Annotated in this window: 25 protein-coding genes and 1 tRNA gene; 16 read left to right on the top strand and 10 right to left on the bottom strand. The window is 62.7% G+C overall.

Annotation, left to right across the window (positions count from 1 at the left end; genetic code table 11):
• Nucleotides 1–39: 39 nt before the first annotated feature.
• The 4 genes from IB265_RS22655 to IB265_RS22640 form a co-directional block, all read right to left on the bottom strand.
• A complete protein-coding gene (locus tag IB265_RS22655; protein ID WP_057254774.1) occupies nucleotides 40–831 on the bottom strand; it encodes a rhomboid family intramembrane serine protease in 792 nt (263 codons plus the stop codon).
• 76 nt (nucleotides 832–907) lie between these two features.
• Entirely contained in the window at nucleotides 908–1,486 is a 579-nt protein-coding gene (locus tag IB265_RS22650; protein ID WP_057254775.1) for a cob(I)yrinic acid a,c-diamide adenosyltransferase, read from the bottom strand.
• A gap of 128 nt (nucleotides 1,487–1,614) precedes the next feature.
• A complete protein-coding gene (locus IB265_RS22645) occupies nucleotides 1,615–1,818 on the bottom strand; it encodes a twin transmembrane helix small protein (RefSeq protein ID WP_057254776.1) in 204 nt (67 codons plus the stop codon).
• Between the two features lie 23 nt (nucleotides 1,819–1,841).
• A complete protein-coding gene (locus IB265_RS22640) occupies nucleotides 1,842–2,675 on the bottom strand; it encodes an SDR family oxidoreductase (protein WP_057254777.1) in 834 nt (277 codons plus the stop codon).
• 182 nt (nucleotides 2,676–2,857) lie between these two features.
• Between IB265_RS22640 and IB265_RS22635 the strand changes: the two genes are divergently transcribed.
• The gene (locus IB265_RS22635) at nucleotides 2,858–3,766 is read left to right on the top strand and encodes a YihY/virulence factor BrkB family protein (protein ID WP_057254778.1); all 909 of its coding nucleotides are present in this window, start codon (nucleotides 2,858–2,860) and stop codon (nucleotides 3,764–3,766) included.
• Here IB265_RS22635 and gluQRS read toward each other — a convergent pair.
• Nucleotides 3,755–4,636, bottom strand: a complete 882-nt coding sequence (gene gluQRS / locus IB265_RS22630) for a tRNA glutamyl-Q(34) synthetase GluQRS (RefSeq protein WP_057254779.1) — start codon at nucleotides 4,634–4,636, stop codon at nucleotides 3,755–3,757. The genes IB265_RS22635 and gluQRS overlap by 12 nt on opposite strands.
• Before the next feature lie 54 nt (nucleotides 4,637–4,690).
• Between gluQRS and IB265_RS22625 the strand changes: the two genes are divergently transcribed.
• Together IB265_RS22625 and IB265_RS22620 are read left to right on the top strand one after the other, a co-directional pair.
• The gene (locus IB265_RS22625; RefSeq protein WP_057254780.1) at nucleotides 4,691–5,338 is read left to right on the top strand and encodes a DNA-3-methyladenine glycosylase; all 648 of its coding nucleotides are present in this window, start codon (nucleotides 4,691–4,693) and stop codon (nucleotides 5,336–5,338) included.
• 107 nt (nucleotides 5,339–5,445) lie between these two features.
• Nucleotides 5,446–6,003 carry an HNH endonuclease gene (locus tag IB265_RS22620; protein ID WP_034797858.1) on the top strand — a complete coding sequence of 186 codons (558 nt, stop codon included), beginning with the start codon at nucleotides 5,446–5,448 and terminating at the stop codon, nucleotides 6,001–6,003.
• Nucleotides 6,004–6,129: 126 nt separating this feature from the next.
• Here IB265_RS22620 and IB265_RS22615 read toward each other — a convergent pair whose 3' ends face one another.
• Entirely contained in the window at nucleotides 6,130–6,642 is a 513-nt protein-coding gene (locus IB265_RS22615; RefSeq protein WP_057254781.1) for a disulfide bond formation protein B, read from the bottom strand.
• 212 nt (nucleotides 6,643–6,854) lie between these two features.
• Between IB265_RS22615 and IB265_RS22610 the strand changes: the two genes are divergently transcribed.
• A tRNA-Leu gene (locus IB265_RS22610) sits at nucleotides 6,855–6,939 on the top strand.
• Nucleotides 6,940–7,085: 146 nt separating this feature from the next.
• Nucleotides 7,086–8,726, top strand: a complete 1,641-nt coding sequence (locus IB265_RS22605) for an AMP-binding protein (RefSeq protein WP_057254782.1) — start codon at nucleotides 7,086–7,088, stop codon at nucleotides 8,724–8,726.
• Between the two features lie 36 nt (nucleotides 8,727–8,762).
• On the opposite strand, the gene IB265_RS22600 is transcribed toward IB265_RS22605, so the two are convergent.
• Together IB265_RS22600 and IB265_RS22595 are read right to left on the bottom strand one after the other, a co-directional pair.
• Nucleotides 8,763–10,037 (bottom strand): GNAT family N-acetyltransferase, encoded by a 1,275-nt coding sequence (locus IB265_RS22600; protein ID WP_057254783.1) that lies wholly within the window; start codon nucleotides 10,035–10,037, stop codon nucleotides 8,763–8,765.
• Nucleotides 10,034–11,425, bottom strand: a complete 1,392-nt coding sequence (locus IB265_RS22595; RefSeq protein ID WP_057254784.1) for an oligosaccharide flippase family protein — start codon at nucleotides 11,423–11,425, stop codon at nucleotides 10,034–10,036. The genes IB265_RS22600 and IB265_RS22595 overlap by 4 nt, the downstream gene beginning before the upstream one ends.
• Before the next feature lie 127 nt (nucleotides 11,426–11,552).
• On the opposite strand from IB265_RS22595, the gene IB265_RS22590 reads away from it, so the two are divergent.
• The gene (locus IB265_RS22590; RefSeq protein ID WP_057254785.1) at nucleotides 11,553–11,786 is read left to right on the top strand and encodes a hypothetical protein; all 234 of its coding nucleotides are present in this window, start codon (nucleotides 11,553–11,555) and stop codon (nucleotides 11,784–11,786) included.
• 114 nt (nucleotides 11,787–11,900) lie between these two features.
• Here IB265_RS22590 and secA read toward each other — a convergent pair whose 3' ends face one another.
• A complete protein-coding gene (secA, locus tag IB265_RS22585; protein ID WP_057254786.1) occupies nucleotides 11,901–14,615 on the bottom strand; it encodes a preprotein translocase subunit SecA in 2,715 nt (904 codons plus the stop codon).
• Between the two features lie 243 nt (nucleotides 14,616–14,858).
• Between secA and IB265_RS22580 the strand changes: the two genes are divergently transcribed.
• From IB265_RS22580 to IB265_RS22555, 6 genes are all read left to right on the top strand, one after another.
• A complete protein-coding gene (locus tag IB265_RS22580; RefSeq protein ID WP_057254787.1) occupies nucleotides 14,859–15,716 on the top strand; it encodes a peptidylprolyl isomerase in 858 nt (285 codons plus the stop codon).
• A 219-nt stretch (nucleotides 15,717–15,935) separates the two neighbouring features.
• Nucleotides 15,936–17,177, top strand: a complete 1,242-nt coding sequence (gene argJ, locus IB265_RS22575; RefSeq protein ID WP_113737115.1) for a bifunctional glutamate N-acetyltransferase/amino-acid acetyltransferase ArgJ — start codon at nucleotides 15,936–15,938, stop codon at nucleotides 17,175–17,177.
• A gap of 58 nt (nucleotides 17,178–17,235) precedes the next feature.
• On the top strand, nucleotides 17,236–18,051 hold the full coding sequence (locus IB265_RS22570; protein WP_057254789.1) for an N-acetyltransferase: 816 nt from the start codon (nucleotides 17,236–17,238) through the stop codon (nucleotides 18,049–18,051).
• Between the two features lie 4 nt (nucleotides 18,052–18,055).
• Nucleotides 18,056–18,469: an 8-oxo-dGTP diphosphatase MutT gene (gene mutT / locus IB265_RS22565; protein WP_057254790.1), complete on the top strand. Its 414-nt coding sequence runs from the start codon at nucleotides 18,056–18,058 to the stop codon at nucleotides 18,467–18,469.
• 179 nt (nucleotides 18,470–18,648) lie between these two features.
• Complete coding sequence (locus tag IB265_RS22560; RefSeq protein WP_057254791.1) at nucleotides 18,649–18,969, top strand: hypothetical protein; 321 nt, start codon at nucleotides 18,649–18,651, stop codon at nucleotides 18,967–18,969.
• Nucleotides 18,970–19,036: 67 nt separating this feature from the next.
• Complete coding sequence (locus tag IB265_RS22555) at nucleotides 19,037–19,204, top strand: Flp family type IVb pilin (RefSeq protein WP_082616149.1); 168 nt, start codon at nucleotides 19,037–19,039, stop codon at nucleotides 19,202–19,204.
• Between the two features lie 26 nt (nucleotides 19,205–19,230).
• Here IB265_RS22555 and IB265_RS22550 read toward each other — a convergent pair whose 3' ends face one another.
• Nucleotides 19,231–20,109, bottom strand: coding sequence for a methyltransferase domain-containing protein (locus IB265_RS22550; RefSeq protein ID WP_057254792.1), 879 nt, complete (start codon nucleotides 20,107–20,109; stop codon nucleotides 19,231–19,233).
• 58 nt (nucleotides 20,110–20,167) lie between these two features.
• Here IB265_RS22550 and IB265_RS22545 point away from each other — a divergent pair, with 58 nt between their 5' ends.
• The 4 genes from IB265_RS22545 (at nucleotide 20,168) to IB265_RS22530 (ending at nucleotide 22,603) form a co-directional block, all read left to right on the top strand.
• Nucleotides 20,168–20,944 (top strand): ComF family protein, encoded by a 777-nt coding sequence (locus IB265_RS22545; RefSeq protein ID WP_057254793.1) that lies wholly within the window; start codon nucleotides 20,168–20,170, stop codon nucleotides 20,942–20,944.
• Nucleotides 20,945–20,991: 47 nt separating this feature from the next.
• Nucleotides 20,992–21,249 carry a glutaredoxin 3 gene (gene grxC, locus IB265_RS22540; RefSeq protein WP_057254794.1) on the top strand — a complete coding sequence of 86 codons (258 nt, stop codon included), beginning with the start codon at nucleotides 20,992–20,994 and terminating at the stop codon, nucleotides 21,247–21,249.
• A 71-nt stretch (nucleotides 21,250–21,320) separates the two neighbouring features.
• Nucleotides 21,321–22,178: a carbon-nitrogen hydrolase family protein gene (locus IB265_RS22535; protein ID WP_057254795.1), complete on the top strand. Its 858-nt coding sequence runs from the start codon at nucleotides 21,321–21,323 to the stop codon at nucleotides 22,176–22,178.
• The gene (locus IB265_RS22530) at nucleotides 22,175–22,603 is read left to right on the top strand and encodes a DUF1178 family protein (protein ID WP_058323921.1); all 429 of its coding nucleotides are present in this window, start codon (nucleotides 22,175–22,177) and stop codon (nucleotides 22,601–22,603) included. The genes IB265_RS22535 and IB265_RS22530 overlap by 4 nt, the downstream gene beginning before the upstream one ends.
• Nucleotides 22,604–22,634: the final 31 nt, after the last annotated feature.

Genomic DNA, 22,634 nt, shown 5'->3' with positions numbered 1-22,634 from the left:
CCGATCCGCGTTCATTGGGCGGAAAAGGCCGGGCTCCGCTCAGGTCTGGCGTCCCCAGGGCATCGGCGGTTTTGTCGCATCCGGAGCCGGCTGCTGCCCGGCCGTGACCGGTTCCGCCTTGTGGCGGACGGCGCGCGGCGTAACGATGGTGCGGTCGAAAAGCGGTACGTCGCGGCGTCGCAAAATGACCACCAGGATGAGGCCGGCGACGATGCCGCCGACATGGGCGCTCCAGGAAACGCCGCTGCCAGGATCGACGACCAGCATGAAGAATTGCTGGCCAATCCAGAGGGCCAGCGGAATGGCCGCGGGAAGCGGCAGCGGGATGCGGAAGAACACCAGAACCCAGACGCGCACCTTCGGATGCAGCAGGAAGTAGGCGGCAACGACGCCGGAGATCGCGCCGGATGCGCCGATCAGCGGTGCCTCTGAGGCCGGATCGAGAAGCCCATGTGCAAGCGCCCCCGCGGCGGCGCAGAGCAGATAGAAGGCGAGGTAGCGGAAGTGCCCGAGCGCGTCTTCGACATTGTCGCCGAACACCCAGAGGAACAGCATGTTCATCGCCAGATGCATGAAGTCGCCATGCAGGAAGGAATAGGTGATGAAGGTGAAGCCGTCGGGAACGATGATCAGTGACGGATCGAGTTGGGCATAGTCGAAGATGAGCGCCGGGATATAGCCGAAGCCGAGGATTGCGGCATTGGCGAACTCTTCCGAGGCGATCGGCCCGGTGATCAGCCAGACGACGATGTTGACGACGATCAGGCTGATCGTGACGTACTGGACCTTGATGTGCTTCAGGGTGTTCGTATCGTGAAGCGGTATGAACATGCTCTCTCCCGAAGCGTCGTTCCATGCCACGGTTCCTCAATCCGAATCCGGCTTGGGAACGATGCGGAAGCGGACGTTATCTGTTTTTTCCGGGAATCCAAAGGACGTCGGCTTGACCTTTGTCATTTGCCGAACGCGCCGCGACAAACAGGAAATCGGAGAGCCGGTTGATATAGGCGATCGCCTCTTTGCTGACGATCTCTCCTTCGACATTGGCGAGCGCTACCATCTGCCGCTCGGCCCGCCGCGCGACGGTGCGGGCGACATGCAACATCGCTGAGGCAGGACTGCCGGCTGGAAGCACGAAGGAGCGCAAGGGTTCGAGCTCGGCATTCAGCCGGTCGATTTCGATCTCCAGCCAGGTTACCTGCGCTGTGACGATCCGGAGCGGTTCGTATTGCGGCGGTTCGCCGGTGTCGGGCGTCGCGAGATCGGCGCCAAGATCGAAGAGATCGTTCTGGATCCGCATCAGCGCGTCGTCGAGCGCCGGGATGTCGGCCGTGTGCTGCCGCGCCAAGCCGACGAAGGCGTTGGATTCATCCACCGCGCCATAGGCATCGACCCGAAGGTCGCTCTTGAGGCGGCGCGGACCTGCAACAAGCCCGGTGGTGCCGTTGTCACCCGTCCGGGTGTAGATCTTGTTGAGCTTCACCATCTGTCGTCACGGTCCTCTAGAGCAATTCCAGGAAAGGTGTGAAACGGCTTTCCGTCCGGAATTGCGTCATCTAGGTCGGGCAATTCCAGGAAAGGTGTGGAACGGCTTTGCGTCCGGAATTGCGTCATCTAGGTCGGGCGGCCGCCGCCGGTGACCCACAGCGTTACCATGATCAGGACGATCGCGATCGCTTGCAGCAGCACGCGGGCCTGCATCAGCTTGTTGGATTTGCTGGCGCTGCCGCCCCTCATCATGTTCAAGAGGCCGCGGAGCAAAACAATGGCGACCAAGCCCATGACGAACAGGGTCAGGCCGGTGAAGAAACTAGACATCGTATTCTTCCTTGCATTTCTACTCAGCCAAGTCGGCCGATGATGCGATAAAACAATGCAGCCGGCAGGAGCTTTTTCAGAAGCGCGCCCTGCCTGGCGGGCCTTGTTACAATATAGTGCGGTTTTGGTTTCTTTGCTGTCAGCGCGTGCTTCAAAACCGCATAAACCGCATCCGGGCCGAGCTTGCCGGGCGCGGGTTTGCCTTCGCCCTTCAGGCGCCGCATCTGTCGTTCGTATTCGACACGGTGCACCGAATTCTTGAGGTCGATGAAACGCTCGATATAGGCAACGGCATTGGTCGTGAACTTGGACGCGATCGGTCCGGGCTCAATGAGGCTCACCTCGATGCCGCTGCCGGCAAGCTCCATCTTGAGCGTGAGCGACAGGCCCTCGATCGCAAACTTGGATGCGTTGTAGGCGCCGCGCCAGCGATAGGGAACGATGCCGAGGATGGAGGAGCACTGCACGATGCGGCCGCTGCCACGCGCCCGCATCGACGGAATCACCCGCCGCGTCAGGTCATGCCAGCCGATGACGTTGGTCTCGAGCTGAAGCCTAAGCGCTTCGGTCGGCAGGTCCTCGACGGCACCGGCCTGGCCATAGGCGCCGTTGTTGAACAGCGCGTCGATGCGTCCGCTGGAAAGCGCCAGCACCGTGTCTGCCAGGGCGGCGATGGTTTCCGGCTTGGTATAGTCCATCAGGAAGGTCTCGATGCCCTCAGCTTCAAGGGACTGGCGGTCTTCTTCCCGGCGCACGGTGGCAAAGACACGCCAGCCGTCGGCATGGAGCGCGCGCGCACAGTAGGCGCCGATCCCGGACGAACATCCGGTGACAATGATTGTGGGGCGATCAGTCATCCGATCGATTCCTGTAGAAATCCTGCCTCCGTTTCCCATATTCATCGGCGGGATACAATTGAATTGCGCAAGCCCGAACCCGCCAGCGTTGTCGCCGTTGGGATCGTGTGAAGCCAAGGAAACGGCACCGGGACGACAGCGCGGGAGTACGCGGTCGTGGAGCCCTGTAGGATTGGAATGGAATGCCAGCATTCATACGCATCACCTGGAAAGTCGTATTCGATGCGCTCTGGCATTTCAGCCTCGATGACGGTTGGGCGATGGCGAGCCATGTGGCTCTGTCGTCGCTGCTTGCCGTCTTTCCCTTTCTAATCTTCGGCACAGCACTCGGCAGCTTTCTCGGCGCTGATCAATTTGCCGAAACGGCCGTACACCTGATCTTCGACGCCTGGCCCGAATCGATCGCCAAGCCTGTCGCCGACGAGATCGTGCGGGTGCTGACGATCCCGCGCGGCGGGCTTTTGACCATTTCCGTTCTTGCCGCGGCCTATTTTGCCTCCAACGGCGTGGAAGCGCTGCGCGTCTCGCTGAACCGCGCCTATCGCGTCAGCGAGAGCCGTTACTGGTACATGACCCGGTTAGCGAGCCTCGGCTTCGTGCTCGCCGGCGTGCTGATCCTTGCGGCGCTCAGCATCCTGCTGGTCGCGGTGCCGCTGGCGGTGCGTTACACCGGGGAATGGTGGCCGTGGCTCGGCGGTGTGCTGGCGACAGTCGACAACTGGAGCCTGCCGCTCGCCCTGATCATGTTGACCGGTGGGCTGCTCGTGTCGCATCTCTGGCTGCCGGACGGTCACCGCAAGGTGGTCGACGTGCTCCCCGGCATCGTGCTGACGCTCGTCTGCTGGACGATCGGCGCCTATGCCTTCGCCTCCTATCTCGCGACCTTCGCCACCTATGTCTCGACCTATGCGGGCCTGGCGTCGATCATGATCGTGCTCGTGTTCCTCTACATGATCGCGGCGATCTTCATCATCGGCGCCGAGATCAACGCGGCAATCCTGAAATACCGGGTCAAACGCATGGTGCGGCGCAGCTTCCAGTTCCGCAGCGGCACCGATGCGGGCCGCGAAGACGAGGACCTAAACGACTAGGGCCCGGACCTCTTCCGGGGTGCGGCCGGCGGCACGGAATGCCGCAATGCCGGTATCCTGGTTGCTCTTGGAGAGCTTGCGGCCATCCGGCCCAAGGATTAGCCGGTGGTGATGATAGAGCGGCTCCGGCAGGTCGAGAAGCCGCTGCAGCAGCCGGTGCACGGAGGTTGCGTGATAGAGATCGCGGCCGCGCACCACGTGGGTAATGCCCTGCAGCGCATCATCTGTCACGACGGACAGATGGTAGCTTGACGGTGCATCGGAACGCGACAGGATGACGTCGCCCCAGGCGGCGGGGTTGGCAGCAATGATGCCGGCTTCGCCCGCCGGCCCGGCACCGCTCTCGCTCCAGGTGAGGCGGGCGTTGCCGAAGAGGCTGATCGCTTTCTGCATGTCGAGCCGCAAGGCATAGGCTCTGCCACTCTCAAGCATGGCCGTTCGCTCACCGGTCGAATAGGTGCGCTCGCGTCCGGGATAGAGCGGACTGCCATCCGGATCGCGCGGCCAGGTCCGGCCGCCGGCTTCGGCTTCTGCGACGGCGGCCTTGATCTCGCCGCGGGTCATGATCGAGGGGTAGACCACGCCGAGTTCATTCAACCGTTCAAGCGCCGACGCATAGGCGCCGAAATGGTCCGACTGGCGGCGCACGGGGCGCTCCCAGTCCAAGCCGAGCCAGGCGAGATCCCTGGAGATCGCTGCCTCGAATTCCGGGCGGCAACGGGTCTGGTCGATATCCTCGATGCGCAGCAGGAAACGGCCGTTCGCGGCCTTCGCCATGTCGTGGTTCAGCACCGCGGAAAGCGCATGGCCGAGGTGAAGCAGGCCGTTCGGGCTGGGGGCAAAGCGGAAAACGGGTGGCGTGTCTGGCATCCTTTCCCTTTGCCATGGAAGGCGTATAAAAATCATCCGCTTTGTGGAGGCGTCATGCGGATCATCCGGACACATGAGGATATCGAAGCCGGGCTTTCCGGTCTGGTGATGCTCGATGCGCGTCTGGAGTACGTGGTCGCCAGGGCCGGGCCCGTGCCGCTCCGCCGAACCAATCCCGGTTACCGAGGCCTCGCCAGCATCATCGTCTCGCAGATGGTCTCGAAGGCAAGCGCTGCGGCGATCTGGCGGCGGATGGAAGAGAGGCTCGGCGAGGTGACGGCATCAGGGGTGATTTCGCTCAGCGATGAGGACTGCCGCGTCATCGGCCTCTCCCGCGCCAAGGCGGATGCGTTGCGTCGCGTCGCCGATGTGGTGGTGGGCGGCGAGATCGATCTCGATGCGATCTGCGACGCCGAAGCGACCGAGGCGATCCGGGACCTGACGGCGGTCAAGGGCGTGGGACGCTGGACGGCGGAGGTCTATCTGCTGTTTTGCGCCGGCCACCCGGATGTCTTCCCCTCTGGCGACGTCGCCTTGCAGAACGCGATCGGCCACGGGCTGGGCCTCGAATTGCGCCCGACCGCACGCGAAATTGATTCGCTTGCCGCCTCCTGGTCGCCCTGGCGCAGTGTCGCTGCGCGGCTCTTCTGGGCCTATTATGCACAGGAAATGCGCCGAGATGCTGTTCCTGTGACACCTTGAAGGAAAAAGCGAATCCAGCGCATGCATTTTTGTTTCCGGCTTCACAATCCTGTTGCAACGGGCCTAATATAGAAGGTGCAGATGCCGAATCGATCAGGAGAATACGCTTGACGATTGCAGTCTCACCTCAGGCCTTACCAGCGCTCGTCTTGAACGCTGACTATCGGCCGCTTAGTTACTACCCCTTGTCGCTTTGGTCCTGGCAGGACGCGATCAAGGCCGTCTTCCTTGACCGTGTAAACATCCTTGCCGAGTACGAACATTCGGTGTCGTCTCCGAGTTTCTCGATGCGACTGCCGAGCGTCGTTTGCCTCAAGAGCTACGTGCAGCCCTCGCGCCACCCGGCCTTCACCCGGTTCAACGTGTTCCTGCGCGATAAATTCGAATGCCAGTATTGCGGTTCGCCCGACGATCTCACCTTCGATCACGTGGTGCCCCGCGCTCACGGCGGCCAGACGACCTGGGACAACGTCGTCGCAGCCTGCTCCCCCTGCAATCTGCGCAAGGGCAGCAAGCTGCCGAAGCAGGCCGGCATGTTCCCGCACCAGAGGCCCTTCCAGCCGACGGTACAGGACCTGCACAACAACGGCCGGCTCTTTCCGCCGAACCATCTGCATGAAAGCTGGATGGACTATCTCTACTGGGACGTCGAACTGCAGCCCTGACGCTGTTCGTGCCTTCTTGCCGGATCAAGCCCCAGAGCGGGATCAGGACAGGTGCGTGCCTTCGCCAACCCGTGTCGGGTGGTTACGGCGCGAAAGTGTCCGCATTCCTGAGTCCGCCCAGGGAGATCAGCGCGCCTTTGTAGCGCCGCGCAGGGCGATCGCTGCGAGGATGAGGCTGGCGATCACGTTCCACCCGGCGAAGGAAAGGCCGAGCACCCGCAATGCGGCCTCCGTGCAGGACGGAGCGTGCTTCGAATCGAGATCGCCGAGCAGATCGCCGACATTCGACGACACGCCCTGTGCCGTCGTCGCGCAGGTGGAGGGGCCTTCCCAGAAGTGCCATTCGGCGCCCGAGTGATAGACGCCCATGCCGGCGCCGACGAGCATCAGAATTCCGACGATGGCGAGCAGCGTGCGGGTCAGCCACACCGGCAGCTTCAGCGCACTGGTGATGATGGCGAGAATGCCGACCGGAATGCCCCAGTAGTAGGGATCGCGCTGCAAAAGGCAGAGCGCGCAGGGGATGTAGCCACCGATATGCTCGAAGCCGAGCGCCCCGCCGACAGTTGCCGCCATGCCAAGTGTCACGACAATGGCGATCAGCAGGTGCTGGCGGGATTGGGTGGCGGCGTCGATCATCTATACCTCGCGGGCGGCAGCTCGGAACCGACACATGCCGCAGTGCAAACTGGATGGCGCCTTCTTAGGCAGGATCGCGCGCCCTGTAAATCGCGGTAGCCGCGACAGGTCCGCACGCTTTCGTGATTGTCATCGGGGCATGCTGAAAATGATGGTTGACCGCAGTGAAAACCTTCGTGTAAATCCGAGCCGCTGATATCGCACTTCCCTGAGCCCCATTGGCGGAATTGGTAGACGCGCTCGACTCAAAATCGAGTTCCGAAAGGAGTGCTGGTTCGACCCCGGCATGGGGCACCACCACACCACCCGAATTCACAGACATCATCCCCGACCGATGTTTCCGGCTTGGACGCGCCTTGGCCAGTGCTTGCCGCGCCGGTCATTGAACTGTCGCTTGCGAAGGTGTTAGGTGCGCTGCAGCAGAAATCTGTCATGGCAGTGTCATGTTACCGAGAATCGAGACTTACGACGAACTCTACCGCGCCTTCCAATGGCAGATCCCGGAGAGGTTCAATATTGGCGTTGCCGTCAGCGACGCCTGGGCGGCGCGTGAGCCGGAGCGCGTCTGTCTCCAGCACTTCGATTCCGATGGCGCGCATCGGGCGCTGACCTATGGCGAATTTGCCCGACAATCCTCTGCCTTCGCGCAAGGGCTCGTGGGCGAGGGCATTGCGCCGGGCGAACGTGTCGCAATTCTCCTGCCGCAGGGCTTCGAAACGGCGATTGCCCATGCGGCGATCTACAAGCACGGCGCGATCGCCTTGCCGCTTGCATTGCTCTTCGGCGTCGAAGCGCTCGAGTACCGGCTGCGTGACGCCGGCGTCGCGGCGGTTGTTACCAACGGTTTCGGCTTCGAGCGCATCGCCGCGATTCGGGACCGGCTGCCGGAACTGCGCCTCGTCGTGCTGGCGGAAGATCAGCCGCAGCCGGGGACGATCGCCTTTTCATCACTCGCATCCGGCGACCCCGAAGGCTTTGTGCCGGTGGATACGGGCCCGGACGATCCGGCGCTGATGATCTACACCTCGGGCACCACGGGGCCGCCGAAGGGGGCGCTGCACGGGCACCGGGTGCTGCTCGGCCATCTGCCGGGCTTCGAGTTTCATCATCATTTCCTGCCGCAACCCGGCGACCGCATGTGGACGCCGGCGGACTGGGCCTGGGCGGGAGGGCTGCTCAACGCGCTCTTGCCGTCGCTGCTTAACGGTGTGCCTGTCGTGTCATCGCCGGCGCAGAAGTTCGATCCGCATACCGCCTTTCGCATCCTGGAGGAGATGGACGTTCGCAACGCCTTCATTCCGCCAACGGCGCTCCGGCTGATGAAGGCGGTTGAGAAGCCGCGCGAGCGCTATCGCCTCAACCTCCGGACCATCGGTTCTGCCGGGGAATCTCTCGGTCGCGAGACCTATGAATGGGCAAAGGCGGCGCTCGGCCTCGAAGTGAGTGAGTTCTACGGCCAGACCGAGTGCAACATCGTCATCTCCTCGGCCGCCGATCTCGGCGTCGTCAAGCCTGGATCGATGGGCAAGGCGGCACCGGGCCACCGGGTGGCGATCATCGACGCCGAAGGTCATGAACTGCCGGCCGGAAGCGTCGGCCAGGTGGCGGTCAAGCGCCCGGATCCGGTGATGTTCCTCGGCTATTGGGGCAACGAGGCGGCGACGGAGAAGAAGTTCATCGGTGACTGGATGACGACGGGCGACCAGGGCGTGATGGACGAGGAGGGCTATTTCACCTTCTTCGGCCGGGACGATGACGTCATCACCTCGTCGGGTTACCGCATCGGCCCCGGCGAGATCGAGGATTGCCTTGCCGGTCATCCGGATGTGCAACTCGCCGCTGCCGTCGGCAAGCCGGATCCCGTCCGCACCGAGATCGTCAAGGCCTATGTCGTCCTGCGGCCCGGCGTGGTTGGTGACGAGCGTGTCGCCACGTCCGTTCGCGAGTGGGTGAAGACGCGGCTGTCGATGCACGAATATCCGCGCGAGATCGCCTTCGTCGATAGCCTGCCGCTGACGACTTCGGGCAAGGTTATCAGACGGTTCCTGCGCGAACAGGCAATAGCGGAGGCGCGCGGCAAGTGATGTCGCGAACGTCCCGCGGTGCCCAAGCGGACCTCTCTAGCGCCCGGCCAGCGCCTTGATCTTGTCACGCAGGATCCGCGCCATGTTGCGGGTGTTGCGGTAGAGGTGGAGCTGGGCTGCGACCTGGCGCACTTCGCGGTCGCGGGTTTGCTGCAGGCCGATCACCAGCGTGCCCATTTCCTCGCGCTCCTGCCAGAACCGGCTCATGACCGGGTGATCCGGCACGGCGCAGGAATCGGAGCGGGCGATGTTGGCATCGTCGAGGTGCCATTCCGTCAGTTCCGCCAGCAGCAGCTTGCCCGGGGAGAACTTGGCATAGCGCTCGTCGTACGCGGTCTTCCAGGTGTAGGCCTCGCCCGACATCAGGAACACCACCATGGATGCGATCGCCCTTCCGTCGAGGTCGAGCGTGTGGATGCGCACACTGTCGCCGTCGGCAAGATTGGTGATCGCCTCGCGGGCAAAGGCCGCACGGAAGCGATCGAGCACCATGGCGCTGCGGCCCTTTCCCTTCCATCCCGATGCTTCGAGCGCCAGGAATTCCTCCATGCGCAAGCGGACTTCGGCGGGTTGGCGGGCGACCGAATAGGTGAGCGCGCCTTCTTTTGCGAGGTTGTTCCACTGCCGCCGCAGCTCGCGGAAATGCGCTGGGCTGATGGCGTTGCGCAGATAGGTCGGACCGTCGAGCAGGCTTTCGAGCATGGGGCGGCTGAAGGTGTCGGTCACCGTCAGTGGCAGGTTGCGGCCGATGGCGACGGCGCGGGTGAGGCGGGCCACCTTGCCGTTGAGGCGCATGTCGGGAAGGACGAGCACTGAGGGCAGGCCGGTCGAGGGCGCGGTAAAGGCTTCGAACAGGTTGTCGATGGTTTCTGCCGCGTCTTCAGCGTCAAGCAGCGGGACGCCGAGCGGACCGAAGGGGTTCGACCAGGCGCGGATGATCGGCGCACCGATTGAGAAGCCGGGCTTTTCGATCGAGAACGGCATCAGGAACCGCAAGCGGCTGCGACGCTCGTCGTTGTCGCGCATGATGGCGAGCCGGATCACCCGTTCTTCGAGGCGGGGCATCGCCGGTGCAAGGAAGCGGCCGGTGAAGAAGACGTTCGGCTCCAGTGCCCGGTTCGACAGGAAGTCGAGCTCACGCTGCAACTCGTAGCCGGCCTTCGCCGGATAGATGGCGAGATGGCGTCCAGGGCGGCCGACCTCGATCAAATGCTCCGCAGTCGGGCCTGCATCGCCAGGCTGTGCCAGCCCGCCAAGGACCCGGGCGGCCCGACTGTTTGCATCGCTCGGAAGATTGGTATTGCCGATCATGGATGGACAGCCCCGTTGTTATCATTGCCGGCCCGCACGCTCGCGAAGGCGAAGAGCGCGAAGCCGAAGGTACGCCGGACGGCGATATGCAGCAACATCGCCTCGACGAACATTGCACCTGCGGTTGCAAGAGCAGCGCCGGTCAGTCCGAGGAGAGGGATGAGGCTCAGGTTGAGTGCGATGTTGGCCACCAGCGCGCCGGCGTAGAGGATCACGCAGAGCGTCTGCTGGCCCGCCATCGTCAGAAGCGTTTCCGCCGGGCCGACGAAGGCCTTGGCGAGAATGCCGCCAAAGAGGATCATCATCAAGGGCATGCCGGTGACGAAGGCCGGCCCGAAAAGCGAAAGCAGGAAGGGGCCCGCCAGCAGCACCAGCGCGCCGACCAGGAGCGACGGCCAGAAGGCCCAACGCGCGCTTTCGATCGCGATGCCCGCGAGCTGCCTGCGGTCACGGGCCATGGCGTTCGAAACGCGTGGGCCCGTTGCCGCCTTGACGGCGAACATGACGAAGTGCACCAGCGCCATGGTCTTGGCGGCTGCGAAGTAGATCGCGACGTCCTCGGGATCGAGATAGAGGCCGACGATCACGACGTCGGAATTGGTCAGCAGGAAGCCGAAGCCATCGACCAGGAAGATGGGGATCGAAACCCGGAGCCAGCGGCCAAGCTCGATCCGCCGCGGCCCTTCCACATAGCGCGAGCGGAGACGATAGGTCAGCACGAGGAACTGCGAGACGGTTGTGACATAGGCGGCCGCCATGGCCGCGACCATGGCCGTTTGCGCCGTGTGGGGCGCGCCTGCCGTGACTGCCAGCACCATGAATGCCAGCACCAGCAGGGGGCGGATGATGAAAGTGGGGCTCAGGGCGGAGAGCGCCCAGCCATGGGCCCGCGAGGTTCCGTCCATCACGTCGCCAAGGGCGATCATCGGCAGGGTGAAGAGGCCGAGATAGAGCGGCACGAGGTAATAGGCGTCGATGTGCGCCGAAAAGAGCCAGAGGCCGAGCAGACCGACGACGGCGACCGTGGTGGCGGAGGTGAGGGCGAAAACGCGCACTGTCGTCGTTACGCCACGAATCTCGTCGAGCGCCGCAGTCGCCTGATACTCCGGCAGGAAACGGATCACGACGGAATGGAAACCGACGCAGGAGAGGCTGCCGAAGAGGATCACCAGCACCCAGACGAAGACGAAGATGCCGTATTCGAACTCGCCCATCATCCGGGCGAGGATGATCTGCGACAGAAAGGCGATGGCGGCGCTGAAAATGCGAACCGCGAAGGCGACGAGCGCCATCCGGCGGGCCGTGTTCTTCATGTCGGTGCCGGTCAGAATAGCGGCAACTGCGCCGATCAGCGCGGACAGGCGGTGTCTCAGCGCCGACGGCAGCATTCGTCCGGCCGTTTGACATACCGCCATGAACACGAGAACACCCTGAGATTACGCAATACAGGGCTTCAGTACTGCCAGAACAGCGTTAACAAACGGTTCAGCGCGGTTGTATTGGCGGGACGAGGCAATGCCGAAAAGCGACAGTGAGCGAGAACGGATGATGCGGGCGAAATCCATCGGCTGGCGCATGGTCGGCTGTCTCGAGGAGACCGGCATTGAACGGCTCGCTGATCTGAAGGCGGCGAATGCGGAAGACATCGCCTTCCGCATCGACACCACGCTCGGCCGCCGCCACATCAACAACACGGGCATTCGCGCGCTCGAAAACCTGATCACCTACGCCAAGTCGTTCGATCGCTAGAGCATCCCGCGCGCTCCAGGAAGCGCGCTACCGGAAACGAAAATGCCGCCCGAAGGCGGCATTTCCTGTAAGGAACCCGGGAGCGGAGAAACCCGCACTTTTATCCTGCGTCTCTTATGCCTCGTAGATGCCGTGGCAGTGCTTGTACTTCTTGCCGGAGCCGCAGGGGCAGAGTTCGTTGCGCGAGACCTTGCCCCAGCTCGACGGATCGCTCGCATCGCGCTGCACGGGGGCCGTGGCCAGAAGCGTTCCACCGTCGCCACCAAAGTCGTCTTCGCCCGTCAACGGGTCGATATGGTGGCCGTGCATGACCGGCGGTGCCGGCTGCGGCGCTTCGGCTGCTTCGCGCACCAGTTCGACGCGCATGAGTTGTGCGGTTACCGCCTGGCGCAGGTTGCCGAGCAGGGCCTGGAACAGTTCGAAAGCCTCGGACTTGTATTCCTGCAGCGGGTCACGCTGTGCGTAGCCGCGGAAGCCGATGACCGAGCGCAGGTGATCGAGGTTGACGATATGCTCGCGCCAGAGATGGTCGAGCGTCTGCAGCACGACGGAGCGCTCGACATATTGCATGATCTCCGGACCGAAACGTTCGGCGCGATCTGCGGCTTCCTTCTCGGCGGCGGTGGTGACGCGTTCGAGGATATCGGCCTCGTCGATGCCTTCTTCGGCCGCCCATTCGACGACCGGCAGATCGAGATTGAGGTATTGCTGCACGTCGGCCCTGAGGCCCTCGACGTCCCACTGCTCGGCATAGGCCTTCGCTGGAATGCGCTTGCCGACCATGTCCTCGATGACCTCGGTGCGCATGTCGGTCACGGTTTCCGTGACGCTCTCGGCATCCATCAGCTCGATGCGCTGCTCGAAGATCACCTTGCGCTGGTCGTTGAGCACGTCGTCGTACTTGAGGAGGTTCTTACGGATATCGAAGTTGCGCGCTTCGACCTTCTTCTGGGCGCGCTCGAGCGCCTTGTTGATCCAGGGATGGACGATCGCTTCGCCGTCCTTGAGGCCCAGCTTCTGCAGCATGCTGTCCATGCGGTCGGAGCCGAAGATGCGCATCAGGTCGTCCTGAAGCGACAGGTAGAACTTGGAGCGGCCCGGGTCGCCCTGACGGCCGGAACGGCCGCGCAGCTGGTTGTCGATGCGGCGGCTTTCGTGACGTTCGGTCGCGAGAACGTAGAGGCCGCCGGCAGCGAGCGCCTGCTCTTTCAGCTTCTGCACTTCGGCGCGGATCGCCTCGATGCGCTGGTCGCGTTCCGGACCCGGTTCGACTTCCGAGAGCTCCTGCTGGATGCGCATGTCGATGTTGCCGCCGAGCTGGATGTCTGTACCGCGGCCGGCCATGTTGGTGGCGATCGTGACCGCGCCCGGCACGCCGGCCTGGGCGACGATGAAGGCTTCCTGCTCGTGATAACGGGCGTTCAGCACCTGGAAGTTCGCAAAGCCGGACTTCTTCAGGAGGTCGGCAAGCTGTTCGGACTTTTCGATCGAGGTCGTTCCGACCAGCATCGGCTGGCCACGCTCGTGCGCCGACTTGATCTCGTCGATGATCGCCTTCAGCTTTTCGCCCTGCGTACGATAGACCTCGTCGTCCTCGTCGATACGTTTGATCGGCAGGTTGGTCGGCACTTCGATCACTTCGAGGCCGTAGATGTTGCCGAACTCTTCCGCTTCGGTGGAGGCCGTACCGGTCATACCGCCAAGCTTGGAATACATGCGGAAGTAGTTCTGGAAGGTGATCGAGGCGAGCGTCTGGTTCTCAGGCTGGATCTGCACCTTTTCCTTGGCTTCGAGCGCCTGGTGCTGGCCTTCGGAATAGCGCCGTCCCGGCATCATGCGGCCGGTGAATTCGTCGATGATGACGATCTCGCCGTTGCGGACGATATAGTCCTTGTCGCGCTGGAACAGCTTGTGGGCCTTGAGCGCGTTGTTGACGTGGTGGACGATCGCGACGTTTTCGATGTCGTAGAGCGATTCACCCTTGAGAAGACCCGCCTCGCGCAACAGGTTCTCGAGCTTCTCCGTGCCGTCTTCCGAAAAGTTGGCCGAGCGCTGCTTCTCGTCGATTTCGTAATCCTCGGCCGAAAGCAGCGGAATGAACTCGTTGATCGTGTTGTAGAGATCCGAGCGGTCGTCGAGCGGGCCGGAGATGATCAGCGGCGTGCGCGCTTCGTCGACGAGGATCGAGTCCACTTCGTCGACGATCGCGAAGAAGTGGCCGCGCTGGACCATCTGGCCGCGCTCGTACTTCATGTTGTCGCGCAGATAGTCGAAGCCGAGTTCGTTGTTGGTCGCGTAGGTGATGTCGCAGGCGTAGGCGTCGCGGCGCTGCTCGTCGGTGAGACCGTGGACGATGACGCCCGTCGTCATGCCGAGGAAGCTGTAGACGCGGCCCATGGTGCCGGCGTCGCGCTGGGCGAGGTAGTCGTTGACGGTAACGACATGTACGCCTTTGCTGGCGAGTGCATTCAGATAGACCGGAAGCGTCGCGACGAGGGTTTTGCCTTCACCGGTTTTCATTTCGGCGATCGCGCGCTCGTGCAGGATCATGCCGCCGATGAGCTGAACGTCGAAGGGACGCAGGCCGAGCACGCGGCGGGCGGCTTCGCGAACAACAGCAAAAGCCGGTACCAGCAGGTCATCGAGCGTCTTGCCGTCGGCGAATTGCTGGCGGAATTCCACGGTCTTGGCGGCGAGTGCCTCATCCGACAAAGCCTTCGTTTCGGCTTCAAGTGCGTTGATGGCATCCACCCGAGCCTTGTAGCCGCGCACGCGACGTTCATTGGCGGAACCAAACAACTTGCGGGCTAGGCCGCCGAGACTGACCATACGAATGGTCCTTTCTTTTTTGTTGCCTTAGGTCTCATGGCCGCGCCGCGAAAACCGCGCAATGCCGTGAAACGCCCGGAAACTGTTCTGGACGCGAGGTTGCGTGACAGATAAGAGGGGGGTCGAATTATGTCAACGCACTTGCACTGCCGGACGGCTACAGAACCGCCACATTCTGGTGGTGTGCAGCCGCTACAAGTCGCAGGTAATTGCGCCGAAGGCTAATGTGAAAGGTTAGTGAGCATGTCCAAGTTGAAAACCCTGGCCGCCGCGGCACTGGTTGCGGCGATGGCCGTTCATGGTGGCGCGCGCGCGGAAGACGCCGATCCGGTGATCGCCAAGGTTGGCGGCGAGGAAGTGCGCCAGTCCGAGCTCACGCTGGCGCTGGGTGGTCTCGACCCGCAGCTTCAGCAGATGCCGGACGAGCAGAAGCGTGCCGCCGCCCTCTCGGCGATCATCGACGTCAAGCTCCTTTCGAAGACTGCCGAAAAGGAAGGCCTGCAGGATGATGCGGCCTTCAAGCAGCGCGTCGCCTACCTGACCGAGCGCGAACTGCACAATGCCTATTTCAAGAAGCATGTCGTCGACGCCATCACCAAGGAAGAGGTGAAGGCGCGCTACGACAAGGAGATCGCCGCGATCCCGGTGCAGGAAGAGGTGAAGGCACGCCACATCCTGGTCAAGACCGAGGATGAGGCCAAGGAAATCATCAAGGAACTCGACGCCGGCAAGAGCTTCGTCGATCTCGCCAAGGCGAAGTCGACCGATCCGAACAAGGACGACGGCGGCGACCTCGGCTACTTCACCAAGGGCCGCATGGTGCCGGAATTCGATACGGCGGTCTTCGCGCTCGACAAGGGTGCCTACACCAAGGCTCCGGTCAAGACCCAGTTCGGCTTCCACGTGATCCTCGTTGAAGACAAGCGCCCGCAGGCCCCGCCGCCGCTGGAGCAGGTCGAGCCGCAGGTTCGTCAGCTTGTCATGCGTGACAAATACGTTGAGCTGCTTGCTGCCGCCAAAAAGGACGCAGGCGTCGAGATTTCCGATCCCGCTTTGAAGAAGGCCTATGACGAGGCCAACAAGGCGCAGGAAGCCAAGTAATTTCGATTGGCAGGCCCTACCGCTGGCGGGACCTGCCATCACCGCTTTTTGTCGATGCCCGGCGGTGAAAACCGTTCGGGCATTTGTCGCAAGATAGATCTGGAGCAGCTTCGGTTGTAAACCGCTCCAGGTCTTTGTTCTTACGCATTTCCTGACGGAAAACCGCTACGCACTTTTCCTGGAAATGCTTTGGCCCCAACACGTCACAGCAGGTTTCCCATGTCCGGCTCCGTTTCTCCGCTTGCTCCGAAAACCTTCGCCGAAATGCCTTCCGTCCGCGGTGTCCGCATGGCGACCGCTGCCGCCGGCATCAAGTACAAGAACCGTACCGACGTGCTGATGATGGTGTTCGACAAGCCGGCCGCTGCAGCCGGCGTTTTCACCCGCTCCAAGTGCCCGTCTGCTCCTGTTGATTTCTGCCGCCAGAACCTTGCCGGCGGCATCGCGCGCGCTGTCGTCGTCAACTCCGGCAACGCCAATGCCTTCACCGGCAAGAAGGGACGCGAAGCCACGGAATTGACCGCGAAGTCGGCGGCTAAGGCAGTCGGCTGTGCGGAAAGCGAAGTGTTCCTCGCTTCGACCGGCGTCATCGGCGAACCGCTGGATGCGACCAAGTTTGCGGGCGTACTCGACGATCTGGCCGTTGCCGGCACGGAAGATTTCTGGTTCGAAGCCGCCAAGGCGATCATGACGACGGATACCTATCCGAAGGTTGCGACCCGCATGGCCGAAATCGGTGGCGTCAAGGTCACGATCAACGGTATTGCCAAGGGCGCCGGCATGATCGCGCCCGACATGGCAACGATGCTCTCCTTCGTGGTCACCGATGCAGACATCGCGCCGGCCGCACTGCAGGCTCTGCTTTCCGCGGGCGTCGGCCCGACCTTCAATTCGGTCACGGTCGACAGCGACACGTCGACCTCCGACACGCTGATGCTTTTTGCAACGGGTGCGGCGGCAGCCGACGGGCAGCCGGCAATCTCCGACGCGGCCGATGCGCGCCTCGACGCCTTCCGCGTCGCGCTCAACGACCTGCTGCGCGATCTGGCGCTCCAGGTGGTGCGCGATGGTGAAGGCGCGCGCAAGATGGTCGAAGTCACCGTCGAAGGTGCTGAAAACGACGCAGCCGCCAAGCGCATCGCGCTCTCGATCGCCAATTCGCCGCTGGTGAAGACGGCGGTTGCTGGCGAAGACGCCAATTGGGGCCGCGTGGTCATGGCCGTCGGCAAATCAGGCGAGATGGCGGAACGCGATCGGTTGGCGATCTGGTTCGGCGATGTGCGGGTGGCCGTCGAAGGCGAGCGCGATCCGACCTATTCGGAAGCGGCTGCCACTGCCGTCATGAAGGCCGAGGACATCACGATCCGCGTCGATATCGGCCTCGGCTCCGGTCGCGCCACGGTCTATACCTGCGACCTTACGAAGGAATATGTCGAGATCAACGGCGATTACCGCAGCTGAGGCTCCGGTCGAGCGATCGTAAGCAGTCTGGTATCCCGGACTGGCGAGAGGTAGCAAAATGACATCGAGTGATGCTCGGCCGGCGGGCAACGTCGCGGCCGAAGGTGGGGAAGTGGTAATGGTGGATCTTCCGAGCGTGCGCCGTCTCGAGGCCGTGGGCTTCCGGGCCTGGCCGGCAGCATCGGTGCACTATGACGGCAGCTGGCTGATCCGGCTCAACGCGGGCCATGATTCCAAGCGTCTCAACTCCGTCAACCCGCTCGATCCATCCGACTATCGCGATATTCCAGTGCGCCTTGAAAAGGCGGCCAGGCGCTTTGCGGACTATGGCCGGCCCCTGACCGTGCGCCAGACGCCGCTGACGCCGCCGCAACTCGTTGCCCATATGGATGCCGAAGGCTGGACGGCATTCAGCCGCAGCCTGGTGATGACGGCCGATCTTGCCGAGCGTGAATTCGGCGACGGCATCGATCACCTGCCGATCAAGGACGTCGGTCGCTTCGTCGATGCCTGTATCGGCATCGCCAAGGGCGATCCGAAGAGGAAGGCGGCGCTTACCGAGATCATCAATGCGATCAAGCCGGAAAGCGGCCTCTTCCTGTTTGAAGATGCCGAGACCGGGCCGACCGCCGTGGCACTCGTCGTGCAGGACAACGACCTCGCCGGCATCATGCAGTTTGCCGTGGACGAGCGGGTTCGCGGGAAGGGTGTCGGCAAGGCGATGCTCGATGTCTGCCTGCGCTGGGCGCGGCTGCGGGGAGCAAAAAAGGCCTGGCTGCAGGTCGAGGCGGAAAACAGCGCGGCGCTGGCGCTTTATCGCGGTGCCGGTTTCTCCGAGGTCTACAGCTACATCTACAGAACGCCGGGGGCTTGAGGCCATGAACGTCAGCGGAAAGAAGATCGTCCTCGTCGCCGCCTGCGCCCTGGTCGACAGCGACGGCCGCATTCTGCTGGCGCAACGGCCGGAAGGAAAGTCGCTTGCGGGTCTTTGGGAGTTTCCGGGCGGCAAGGTTGAAGCCGGCGAGACGCCCGAGGAAACCCTGATCCGTGAGTTGGACGAGGAACTCGGCATCCGCACCAAGGTCGCGTGCCTCGCGCCACTGACCTTCGCCAGCCACACCTATGAGGACTTCCATCTGCTGATGCCGCTCTATGTCTGCCGGCGCTACGAAGGGGTGGCGACCGGACGCGAGGGCCAAGCGATCAAATGGGTCAGGCCAAAGGCCCTGCGCGACTACCCGATGCCGCCGGCTGACGAGCCGTTGATACCATTTCTTATGGATTTGCTCTGAACCTACCCGAAATCTGATTGATTATTAATCGATCGTTTATCTCCCTCGCGCAAAGATAGCTCAATTCATTTTCGGTACGCATTGTTGGTGAACGGCGTACTGATTTCAGGCAGTGCGGTGGAACCAAGCTTGGGAAGGGCGCTTGCGTTCGCCGTGCTTTGTGCGTTTGTGAGGCTGGGATGGTGGACGACGATTTCTGGAGCACGGTTCAGGAAAAGGATCTGGTGACTAATCAGTCCCGCCGGACGGGTGTGCTCAATCTGTCCCTGCTGTTTGGAACGGCAGTGATCGCGCTGACGCTGATCCTGACGCCGATGCTGTCTTCGAAGAACGACAGGCGCATCATGGCCAATACGCCCGTCGACTACGACAATATTTCCACCGGCTCCATCCCCTCGAGCGGGACCACCAAGCGCTATACGGTACGGCGTAGCGTGCTGCAGGAGATGCCCGGTGCGGTCTGCATCATCGATGCGGACGGTCGCAAGAGCGGGTGCTGACCCGAACGCCTCCGGTTTTCGGCTGCTGCCGCACGTTTCGGACTGAACACGAACCGGACTGGGGAGCATGGAAAAGCTGAAACGCCTGTTTCGCGATAGAAGCGCTGGTATCGCAATCGAGTACGCGCTCATCGCCGCCATCGTCTCCCTGAGCGTGATCCTCGGGGCCGAACAGATCGGCAACGTCCTCTCAGCCGTCTACAACTCCGTCGCGACGGCTTTTCAGGGGGCCTGAGTTCGGGGCAAGCACGACCGCCCTTGTTAAAGCGGTTGTTCCTTGGTGCCGAGCGCTGTCGACAGCCGCTGCTTCGCGGAGCCCGGTTTCAACGGCTTCTGCTGGCTTTCATGCGGCGCCCATCCGGACAGATAGATCACCGAGAATGTCGCGCGGACGCGGCCGTCCGGATCGGAGAAGCGTTCGGCATAGATTTCCGCGGCCCGCAGGAAGAAGCGACGCGAAACGGGCAGGCGGCTTCGGGCAGTGAGCGGGCTGGCCATGCCCATGGCGCGCAAGTCGCGCATCAGCGCAAACAGTGAATCGTAACGCACCGTATAGGTTTCGGTGTCCGTGACCGGCAGCGCGAAGCCGGCGCGTTGCAGCAGCGCGCCCACATCGCGGACATCGGCGAAGGGGATGACCCGCGGACTGGCTCCGCCCGTCAATTCCGCCTCGGCGGCTAGGAGCGCTTCGCGCAGTTCCTGCAGCGTACCGCTGCCCGGGATGGCGGCGAGAAAAAGCCCGTCGGGCTTCAGCGCCCGACGAACCTGGATGAAGGCGCCCGGCGTGTCGTTGGTCAGGTGTAGGGAGAGTGGCGAAACCACCAGGTTAAAGCTTTCCGGTTCGCCCGGAACCTCTTCAAGCGAGGCGATCGTTACCGGTGCTTGCGCAGAACCAAATCGCGCATCCGTTTCCACGCGCTCGACGGCACCGACCTTGCCCGTTGCCATGAGATGGTGGGCCGTTTGCCCGGTGTAGCCGTGCAACTCCAGCGCGCGATCGAAGTGACGTTCGACCACGCTGACGCGTTCGGCGAGTTCCTGGGCGACGATATCGAGAAGGAAACCGGCCTTCGGATCGGCGTTTCTGAGCGCCCTTGCCCGATGTGCCTCGACGAGGCTCTGGTCAAAGATTTTTTCCACGATACTGTCTCCGCAAGCTGGCCAGCAAAAAGACCTTCGGAGGTTCAAAGTCAACAGCATGGCATGGGAGAGACCGCTGTTTCCGGAGGAAGGGTGGGGGCGGGTGCTGCGGGGGCTCGTCTCCGGGGCGGTCGATCTCGTCTATCCGCCGGTCTGCTGCGGTTGCGGCCGGATGGTGGGCAGTCATCGCGCGGTTTGCGCGCCTTGCTGGTCGACGCTGCCGCTGATCGAGCGCCCTTTTTGCGATATTCTCGGGACGCCGTTCTCGGTCGACCATGGGCCGGGCTCGGTTTCGCCCGAAGCCATTGCCAATCCGCCGGCCTTCGACCGTCTGCGGTCGGTGGCAATCCATGAGGGCATTGCCCGCGATCTGGTGCACGGGCTCAAATATCGCGATCGCACCGATCTTGCGCCGATGATGGCGGAATGGATGATCCGGGCGAGTGACGGTGCGGTCGCCTCGGCCGATGCGATCATCCCGGTGCCATTGCATGCCTTTCGGCTCTGGAGGCGTCGGTTCAACCAATCGGCGGAACTGGCACGGGCCATCGCGCAGCTCTCCGGCAGGCCTTATCAACCCGATGTGCTCAAGCGTATCCGACGCACAAGCCGACAGGTGGGCCTTGCTAGGCAAGCACGTGAGGACAATGTGCGCGGTGCCTTCGCGGTCTCGGAAGGCGGCAAGGCGGGTCTCCGTGGGAACAGCGTGGTTCTCGTCGACGATGTATATACGACCGGTGCAACCGTCTCCGCAGCGACCCGTGCGCTGAAGCGGGCGGGAGCCGGGCCGGTCACGGTTTTGACCTTTGCAAGAGCCATATCCGGTCTTATATGACAATCAGTTATCCGGCACGGTGGCCGGTGAAGGAGCGATTGAGGATCATGGCTTCAGTGGTCATTTATACGCGTCAGTTCTGCGGTTATTGTTCGGCGGCCAAGAAACTATTGGAAACCAAGGGCGTGCCCTTTCTCGAACATGACGCAACCTATGATCCGAAGGTGCGGCAGGTGATGATCGAAAAGGCGCATGGCGGCTCGACCTTCCCGCAGATCTTCATCAACGACATTCATGTCGGCGGCTGTGACGATCTGCACGCGCTGGAACGCGCCGGCAAACTCGATGCTTTGCTGGCTGCCTGAGGCGGATCTGACGTTTCGCACATCGCCAACGCGAGGCTGTGTTGGTCGCGTGCACCAGGAGTAGAACGACGATGACCTTCAAGGCTGCAGCCATTCAGATGTGCTCCGGCGTCGATCCGCTAGACAACGCGGAGACGATGGTTCGGCTGGTGCGCGAGGCGGCGGCTCAAGGGGCGATTTATGTCCAGACGCCGGAAATGACCGGCGCGCTCCAGCGGGACCGGGCGGCTCTGCGCGCGATCCTGAAAGATGAGGCGAACGACATCATTGTCGGTGCAGCGGCAAAGCTCGCCGGTGAACTCGGGATCTATCTCCATGTCGGCTCGACGCCGATCGCGCTTGCCGACGGCAGGATCGCCAATCGCGGCCTCTTGTTCGGACCCGACGGTCACAAGATCTGCGACTATGACAAGATCCACATGTTCGATGTTGACCTCGACAATGGCGAAAGCTGGCGGGAAAGTGCTGCCTATCAGCCCGGCAGCACGGCACGCATTGCCGATCTCGAGTTTGGCAAGCTTGGTTTCACCATCTGCTACGACGTGCGCTTCCCGGAGCTCTTCCGGCAACAGGCGGTCGCCGGCGCCGAGATCATGTCGGTTCCCGCCGCCTTCACGCGCCAGACCGGCGAGGCGCATTGGGAAATCCTCCTTCGCGCCCGTGCGATCGAGAACGGTCTCTTCGTCATCGCCGCGGCGCAAGGTGGCACGCATGAGGACGGGCGCGAGACCTTCGGCCATTCGATGATCGTCGATCCCTGGGGCAGGGTGCTTGCTTCGGCCGGACTGAGCGGCGAGGCGATCGTGCTTGCCGAAATTGATGTCGCCGCCGTGCATGCGGCACGCGCCAAGATACCGAACCTGAAGAACGCCCGCAGTTTCGTGCTCGATGAAGTGGTGCCAACCGGGAAGGGAGGCGTTGCCGCTTGATCCGCTATACAATTTCCTGCGACAACGGCCACGCCTTCGAAGGCTGGTTTTCGTCGAGTGACGATTTCGACCGCCAGGTCGACCGCAAGCTGGTTTCCTGTCCCACCTGCAATTCAACATCCGTTGCCAAGCAACTGATGGCGCCTTCGGTCGCGACCGCGCGCAAGAAGGAAGCAACACGGGCGGTGATTATGGATCAGGCGCAGAAGGAAACGGTCGCCAAGATCCGCGAACTGGTGAAGACCGTGCGCGAGAACGCCGAAGATGTCGGCGAGCGTTTCCCAGAAGAGGCGCGCAAGATCCACTACGGCGAAGCGGAGGAACGTGGCCTGATCGGCAAGGCGACGGCGGAAGAGGCCGTGGCGCTGCTTGAGGAAGGAATTGCGGTCGCGCCGCTGCCGATCTTGCCTGACGAGGTCAACTGACGCGCGGTCTATTGGCGCCTCGGGTTCGCGT

It is taken from the genome of Ensifer sp. ENS10 (genome assembly GCF_014852025.1).
GTDB lineage: Bacteria > Pseudomonadota > Alphaproteobacteria > Rhizobiales > Rhizobiaceae > Ensifer.
The sequence above is the reverse complement of the archived record's forward strand: the minus strand, read 5'-3'. Positions and strand labels throughout refer to the sequence as shown.